This is a genomic window from Haloferax profundi (assembly GCF_001469865.1).
GTDB classification, from domain to species: domain Archaea; phylum Halobacteriota; class Halobacteria; order Halobacteriales; family Haloferacaceae; genus Haloferax; species Haloferax profundi.
Genome location: NZ_LOPV01000578.1, coordinates 1 through 990 on the forward strand (window position 1 = coordinate 1; position 990 = coordinate 990).

General features: G+C 57.7%; 2 protein-coding genes. One reads left to right on the forward strand and one right to left on the reverse strand.

Annotated elements, in window-relative coordinates; translation table 11 throughout:
- On the forward strand, window positions 1-535 hold a 535-nt coding region (locus AUR66_RS22265), incomplete at its 5' end, for a hypothetical protein (RefSeq protein WP_058573376.1).
- Window positions 536-603: 68 nt separating this feature from the next.
- Here AUR66_RS22265 and AUR66_RS17055 read toward each other — a convergent pair.
- Window positions 604-990 (reverse strand): hypothetical protein (locus tag AUR66_RS17055; RefSeq protein WP_157533199.1); only part of this gene is annotated, 387 nt, incomplete at its 5' end.

Consider the following 990-nt stretch of genomic DNA (forward strand, 5'->3'; position numbering starts at 1 on the left):
TGGACCCGCGCGAACGGTCAGAGAATCGAGTGCGCTCGTCGACCTGGAAATCCCGTACGCTCTCGGGGCGATTACCCTCGAGTTTCTGGTATTCATAGCAGTCGGATTCGCCGGGTGGGTGACGATTTCCCGGTCGATAGATGCTGAGCAGCGTCTCGGGTCGCTCAGCAGGTATCTAGTCGTCTTCTTCGTGCTCGGTTCGATTCCCGTACTATTCGGGCCGACGTCCGTGACACTCAGTAGTCTCCCACTCGCACTCTTAGGACTCGTCGTCGTCTCACTCGTCTCTGTTCGGGGGTTCTTATTCCCCGGATTCCTCGTTCGAGGAGATGGCGTATTCGCCGCGCTCAAACACAGTGTCCAAGCTTCTACGGGTGCATTTTGGCCACTCCTCTCACTCGTCATTCTCTTCGGACTGGGATACTGGGTGCTCGCTCAAGTGCCACTCGTCGGTGGGTTCCTGAGTACCACCCTCGTTGCACCGATACACTCGGTTTCACTCGCCGTGGTGCTCGAACGTCGAAGCAATCGGTGACGCGTCCCGAAACTGGCCGAAGAGAGTCCCTGTCTCGCACCAAACCCGTGACGGCGTTCTACTTCGTATCAGGCGATCAGCCAACCGAAGCGAGGTGCACACAGAGACGACCCACCCGAACCACGTTCTTCGAGGGTAAGCGTATGCACTTGGTCGCGACGAGTACACGCCTCGATTTCCGTCTGTTCGTGTGTTTCGTCGTTGCCGACGTCTTCGACCACGTACACAGTAACGTTACCCGGCGTCCACTCCTTGACCGTCATCGTCTCCTCGTCACCGGGTTCGACGGTGACGTTCCGAGTCGGGATTCCATCGTCGACGAGTGTGACGTTCCGGAAGTCTTGCGGCCAAACCATCTGCGAGAGTGTGGCCAGTCGCCGTTCACCATCGCTCGTCGTGACTGCGAAATTCAACAGCATCGCTCGTTCCAAACTTTCAGTCGTATACGCTGTCAC